At 67.0% G+C, this 5,273-nt stretch carries 5 protein-coding genes and 1 pseudogene; 3 read left to right on the forward strand and 3 right to left on the reverse strand.

Annotation, left to right across the window (positions count from 1 at the left end):
• Together ABD53_RS17365 and ABD53_RS15415 are read left to right on the forward strand one after the other, a co-directional pair.
• A pseudogene (locus ABD53_RS17365) lies at positions 1-501 on the forward strand (hypothetical protein); the annotation flags it as partial.
• Between the two features lie 151 nt (positions 502-652).
• Complete coding sequence (locus ABD53_RS15415) at positions 653-1,564, forward strand: Rieske 2Fe-2S domain-containing protein (RefSeq protein WP_053058170.1); 912 nt, start codon at positions 653-655, stop codon at positions 1,562-1,564.
• A gap of 22 nt (positions 1,565-1,586) precedes the next feature.
• Here ABD53_RS15415 and ABD53_RS15420 read toward each other — a convergent pair whose 3' ends face one another.
• The 3 genes from ABD53_RS15420 to ABD53_RS15430 are packed head-to-tail and all read right to left on the reverse strand — an operon-like array spanning position 1,587 to position 3,566.
• On the reverse strand, positions 1,587-2,231 hold the full coding sequence (locus ABD53_RS15420; RefSeq protein ID WP_047866726.1) for a hypothetical protein: 645 nt from the start codon (positions 2,229-2,231) through the stop codon (positions 1,587-1,589).
• 21 nt (positions 2,232-2,252) lie between these two features.
• Positions 2,253-2,927, reverse strand: a complete 675-nt coding sequence (locus ABD53_RS15425; protein ID WP_152670823.1) for a hypothetical protein — start codon at positions 2,925-2,927, stop codon at positions 2,253-2,255.
• Positions 2,928-2,942: 15 nt separating this feature from the next.
• On the reverse strand, positions 2,943-3,566 hold the full coding sequence (locus ABD53_RS15430; protein ID WP_160309719.1) for a DUF1802 family protein: 624 nt from the start codon (positions 3,564-3,566) through the stop codon (positions 2,943-2,945).
• Between the two features lie 173 nt (positions 3,567-3,739).
• On the opposite strand from ABD53_RS15430, the gene ABD53_RS15435 reads away from it, so the two are divergent.
• A complete protein-coding gene (locus tag ABD53_RS15435) occupies positions 3,740-5,149 on the forward strand; it encodes a class II fumarate hydratase (RefSeq protein ID WP_235401697.1) in 1,410 nt (469 codons plus the stop codon).
• The last annotated feature ends 124 nt before the right edge of the window (positions 5,150-5,273 follow it).

A 5,273-nucleotide genomic window follows, 5' to 3' on the forward strand; every position in this document is an offset into this window, starting at 1 on the left:
CTCGCCGACAAGATACAGCCCGTCGTGCAGAGGGCCGTCGTCCGCGGCGGCCGTCCGGCGAAGAACATCCTGGACGGGCTGTGGATGGGGGCGCCCCTGCACCCGGTACCGTGGGCCGTGCCCGTGGTGCAGGCGCTGGCGATAGGCCTCGCCGTCCTGACGGCGTATGTGGTGCGGGGCGGGACGGAGTGGGGGCTGTGGGCCGTGGTCGCGGCCTCGCTGCTGGCCTCGCCGGTGACCTGGAACAACTACCTGGTGCTGCTCGCCCCGGCGGTGATGCTGCTTTTCGCGCGCGGAAGATACGCGCCGGGGGTGCTCCTGATCGGGCTCCAGCTCGTCCCGGCGCGCTGGCCGCTGCTCTGGAACGAAGACGGGACCCTGCTGGCCACGTTCGCGGTCTCACTGTACACGTTCGTGCTGCTGGCGCACTGGATCTCGTTGCTCTTCTACGGGGTCTACGGCGCGTACGGGGTGGGCGGCGACAAGGCGCGCACCGGCTAACACGTCTGGAACAGACCAATACCCGCCAGCCCTGCCAGTTCTACCAGAGCCGATCAGCACCAGACGTCGGGGGTATACTTTGATCGGGATACCTTTACTGGATTACCGGGATCACACGGCCCGCGGGATCGGGCCCCCGAAAGGAGGAGCGGTGGCGGAACCAGACTCCGGCGGCACCATCAGCCAGCGCATAGTAGACACGATGCCCTGGCTGGACGGCCTCGCCGACAAGATACAGCCCGTCGTGCAGAGGGCCGTCGTCCGCGGCGGCCGTCCGGCGAAGAACATCCTGGACGGGCTGTGGATGGGGGCGCCCCTGCACCCGGTGCTCACGGACGTGCCCGTGGGTAGCTGGACGGCGACGCTGGTCTTCGACGGGGTGGATCTCGTAAGCGGGGCCCGGTTCGCCCGGGACACCGCCGACGGTACGCTGGCGCTCGGCATCGCGGGCGGCGTGGCGGCCGCCACCGCGGGGGTCTCGGACTGGCGCTATCTCTCGGGCGGCTCCCGGCGCATGGGGATGGCCCACGGCCTGCTCAACGTCGCCGGGCTCGCCCTGAATACCGCCTCGCTCGCCTACAGGATAGCGGGCCGCCGCCGGGCCGGTCAGCTACTGTTTCTGACGGGATACTCGCTGAACGGGATGGGCGCGCACCTCGGCGGGGAGCTGTCTTACTGGTACGGTCTCCGGGTGAACCGCAACGTCTTTGAGAGCCCGGGACCGGAGGAGTTCGTGCCGGTCATGGCCGAGGACGAGCTGCCGGACGGCGGTACGCACCGGGTAGAGGTCGGGGACGTAGGGGTACTCCTGGCCCGCACCTCCGACGGCGGGGTCACGGCCATCGCTGCGAGGTGCAACCACTTCTCCGGGCCGCTCGAAAGGGGCGAGCGTGAGGGAGACACGGTCGTGTGCCCCTGGCACCAGTCACGTTTCGACCTCTACAGCGGGGAGCCTCTGGAGGGACCTGCGGTCTTTCCCCAGGCGCGCTACGAGACGCGGGTGAGGGACGGAAACGTGGAGATCCGGGCCGTCGCCGGAAACGCGCAGGAGAAGGTGCGCTAGCGCCCGGTTCGCCCGGCCCACTCTAGCGCGGGCCGGAGCGCGGCTCGTTCTCTGCCCCGAGCTCTTTCAGGGCCTCTTCCGCCGCCCGGCGCACCCGGCGGCCGGAGTCTGCCCGGAAGACGGCGCGGAGGTCGTCTATGGCGGTCTCTCGCATTCCCATCACGGCCAGGATCGAGGCCCGGTTGAAGTAGGCGACTCCGAGCTTCGGGTCGCGCTCTATGGCGTGGCCCATTGATTCGAGTGCCCCGGCTTGGTCTCCGTTCAGGTCCAGCGCCGCCCCGAGCGCGGAGTAGTAGCGGGGGAGCGGGTTCCGCTCTATGAGCTTGCCGTACAGGATCGCTGATTGCTCGTAGTCCTCTCTGGTAAAGGCCGCCCCGGCCCGGCGCTCCTCCGGGTCCACGGCCCGGGCCATGAGCGCGGTCAGGAGCGCCGCCCCTCCGAGGTAGAAGAGGAGGACGGGTAGCACCCGGTCGGCGTCGGCGAGGTCTACCACGAACGGCAGCCCGGCGACGAACACGGCGGTGGAGAGCACCGGGATCAGACGCACCACGAAGTCCCGGTAGGCCTTTACGCGCAGCAGGTCCCGGTTCTGACGGGCGACCACCACCGCGAGGACGACGAGCACCACGAGCGCGCCCAGGGTCGGGTATACGAGCAGGCCGCCCAAGCTAGACTCCCGATTCCTTCACTACTTCTGTTCCAGGTAACGTTTGGCGGCGCTCCGGAAACGGCGCGGCAGGTCCGAGTCCAGGGCGCGCCGCATGTCCCTGGCGGCCTTGCTCCGGCGGCCGGCTTTCTGGTGGATCAGGGCCCGATTGTAGTAGGCGATTCCGTAGTCCGGGTCCAGCTCGACCGCTTTCGTGGAGGCGTCTATGGACTCCTCTAGCTTCTGGCCGCCTCTCTGCGACGAGGAGCTTTCGGAGCCTTTAGAGTCGCCTTCACTCCTGTCCTCGCCTTTCTCCTCGCTGGCTCCGAGGGCCGCGCCGAGGAAGGTGTAGTAGCGGGCCAGGTGTTTGTCCGTGGCGAGCTTTCGGAAGCCCTCGGCGGCCTCGTCGTAGCGCCCCCGGCGGAAGAGACGGCCCGCCCGGCGTTCGAGGGCGGGCATGGAGAGGAAGTTGGCGAGGATTATGGCGCCGCCGAGGGTAACGGCCCACACGACCGGGATCCAATCGGCGCCCGCGGCCTGGACCAGCGGCAGGGTGGCCGCCATTATCACGAGCGCGACGAGCGGCAGCGCCTTGCGGACGAGCTCCTTGTAGGCTCCGGCGCGGAAAAGGTCCCGGTTGAAGGAGAAGATCACCTGAAACGCCACCACCAGGAGCAGCACTAGCAGGACTACCGGCAAGAACCCCGCGGACATCACGCTCCCCTCTCCTCTCTAGGAGCCCGCCGGCCCGACCGGGGCCGGCTCCAGCCTTTCGAGCGTCTCCAGCGCCGGGGCCGTGAGCCGCTCGAACTCCGTCTCGGAGAGCGCCGGGACCGAGCCCGAAATGTCTACCGGCTCGTCGAGCTCCAGCCAGCTCTTGCAGCCGCCGAACGCCTCGGTGTACGGGAACTCCACGGCCTCGGGCATCAGGTAGGTCCGCAGCACGAGCGCCGTGAGCGGCTTCTTCGGCCGCCACTTGAAGCGGCTCTCGGCGTACTCCGGCGTCCAGATGTGATACGGGTCTATGGCGTCGAGGGACTCCTTCGAGGAGATCTCATAAGCCCCGTGGACCTCGGCGAAGGAGGTAAACCGGACAGGCCCCTCGTCGTCCTTACGCTGCGGCATGTCCTCCAAAAGGTGCCGGGATTCCGGCTTTAGCAGCTCCGGTTTCTGGTGCTCGTAGCCGGAGAACAGGAGGAAACGCTTGGCGGGCACGGCGAACGACTTCTCCCGGATGCCGCCCTTGCGCACCACGAGCGCCGTCTCGCCCCGTTCGAGCGCCTCCACGGCGACCGCCCACTCCTTGAGGATCTCCTTTAGCTCTGTATCTGGTGTTGACCGTGATGGTGACTGCAAGAAAACTACCTCCGTCCGTACCCGTATAATGCGGGCCAATGTGGGCCGCGAGCCTCTTATAGGGCACGGCCCCTGGCAGGGTTTTGGGAGGATTATACGACGCGTGGCCCCGGGCTTCGCGCGGAACGTTTTTAACAGTTAGTAGCAGTTAGCAACAGTCAGGAGGTTCAGGGGTGGCCGACAGGTTGGACAAAGAGAACACGCCGCACAGGATAGAGAGCGACTCGATGGGGGAGGTCGAGGTCCCCAGGGAGGCGCTTTTCGGGGCGCAGACCAGGAGGGCGCTGGACAACTTCCCCATAAGCGAGCTGCGTTTTTCCCGGCGGTTCATAGAGGCGCTCGGCGCAATAAAGCTGGAGGCGGCAGAGGCCAACCACGAGCTCGGCGGCCTGGACTCCGGCGTCAAGGACGCGATCACGCAGGCGGCCGGAGAGGTCGTGGAGGGCAGGCACGACTCGCAGTTCGTCGTGGACATTTTCCAGACCGGGTCGGGGACGTCCACGAACATGAACGCGAACGAGGTGATCTCCAACCGCGCCATCCAGATCCTGGGCGGTGAGGTCGGCTCGAAGTCCCCCGTCCACCCCAACGACCACGTAAACAGGGGCCAGTCCTCGAACGACGTGATCCCGACCGCCATCCACGTCGCCGCGCTCATCTCCATAGAGCGCGACCTGCTCCCGGCGCTGCACAAGATGCGCGACGCCCTCGGCGACAAGGCGGCGGAGTTCGACGGCATCGTAAAGACCGGCAGGACCCACCTCCAGGACGCGACCCCGGTACGTCTCGGCCAGGAGTTCACCGGCTACGCCGGTCAGATCGAACGCGGTATCCGGCGCGTCGAGCAGGCCCGCGAGGAGCTCTCCGAGGTCGCCCTCGGCGGCACCGCCGTCGGCACCGGCGTCAACACCCATCCCGAGTTCGCCGGCAAGGTCTGCGAGCGTATCAGTAGCCGCTTCGGCATCACGGTGCGTGAGACGGAGAACCACTTCCAGGCCCAGAGCACGATGGACGGAGCGGTCGCCGCGAGTGGCGCGATGAAGACGGTGGCCGTGAGCATCATGAAGATCTCGAACGACCTCCGCTGGCTCGGAGCCGGCCCCCGCGCCAGCCTCGCCGAGATAGCCATTCCCGAGGTCCAGCCCGGCTCCTCGATCATGCCCGGCAAGGTAAACCCGGTCATCGCCGAGAGCGCCACGATGGTCTGCGCCCAGGTAATCGGCAACGACTCCACCATCACGGTAGCCGGACAGAGCGGAAACTTCGAGCTAAACGTCATGCTCCCCGTCCTCGCCCACAACCTCCTCCAGTCCACCGCCCTCCTCGCAACCACGGCCGACAACCTCACCGACCAGTGCATCGCCGGTCTACAGGCCACCGACCGCGGCCCCGAGCTTGTAGAGAACGGCCTGATGCTCGCCACCGCCCTCGCCCCGGTAGTCGGCTACGACAACGCCGCCGACATCTCCAAGGAGGCGTACAAGACGGGCCGCACAATCCGCGAGGTCGCCCGCGAGAAGACAGACCTCTCCGAAGAGGACCTGGACGAGACCCTGGACGCGAAGAAGATGACTGGTAACTAGGGTAAATCGACATTTGAGATAGCATCACTTCACTCGCGGACAAGAGACCGAGTGAGGTAGAGATGCCTAAACGCTACGAGCTTACAGACAAGCAATGGCACCAGATAGAGGATCTGCTACCCGG

The organism is Rubrobacter aplysinae (genome assembly GCF_001029505.1).
Lineage (GTDB): Bacteria > Actinomycetota > Rubrobacteria > Rubrobacterales > Rubrobacteraceae > Rubrobacter_A > Rubrobacter_A aplysinae.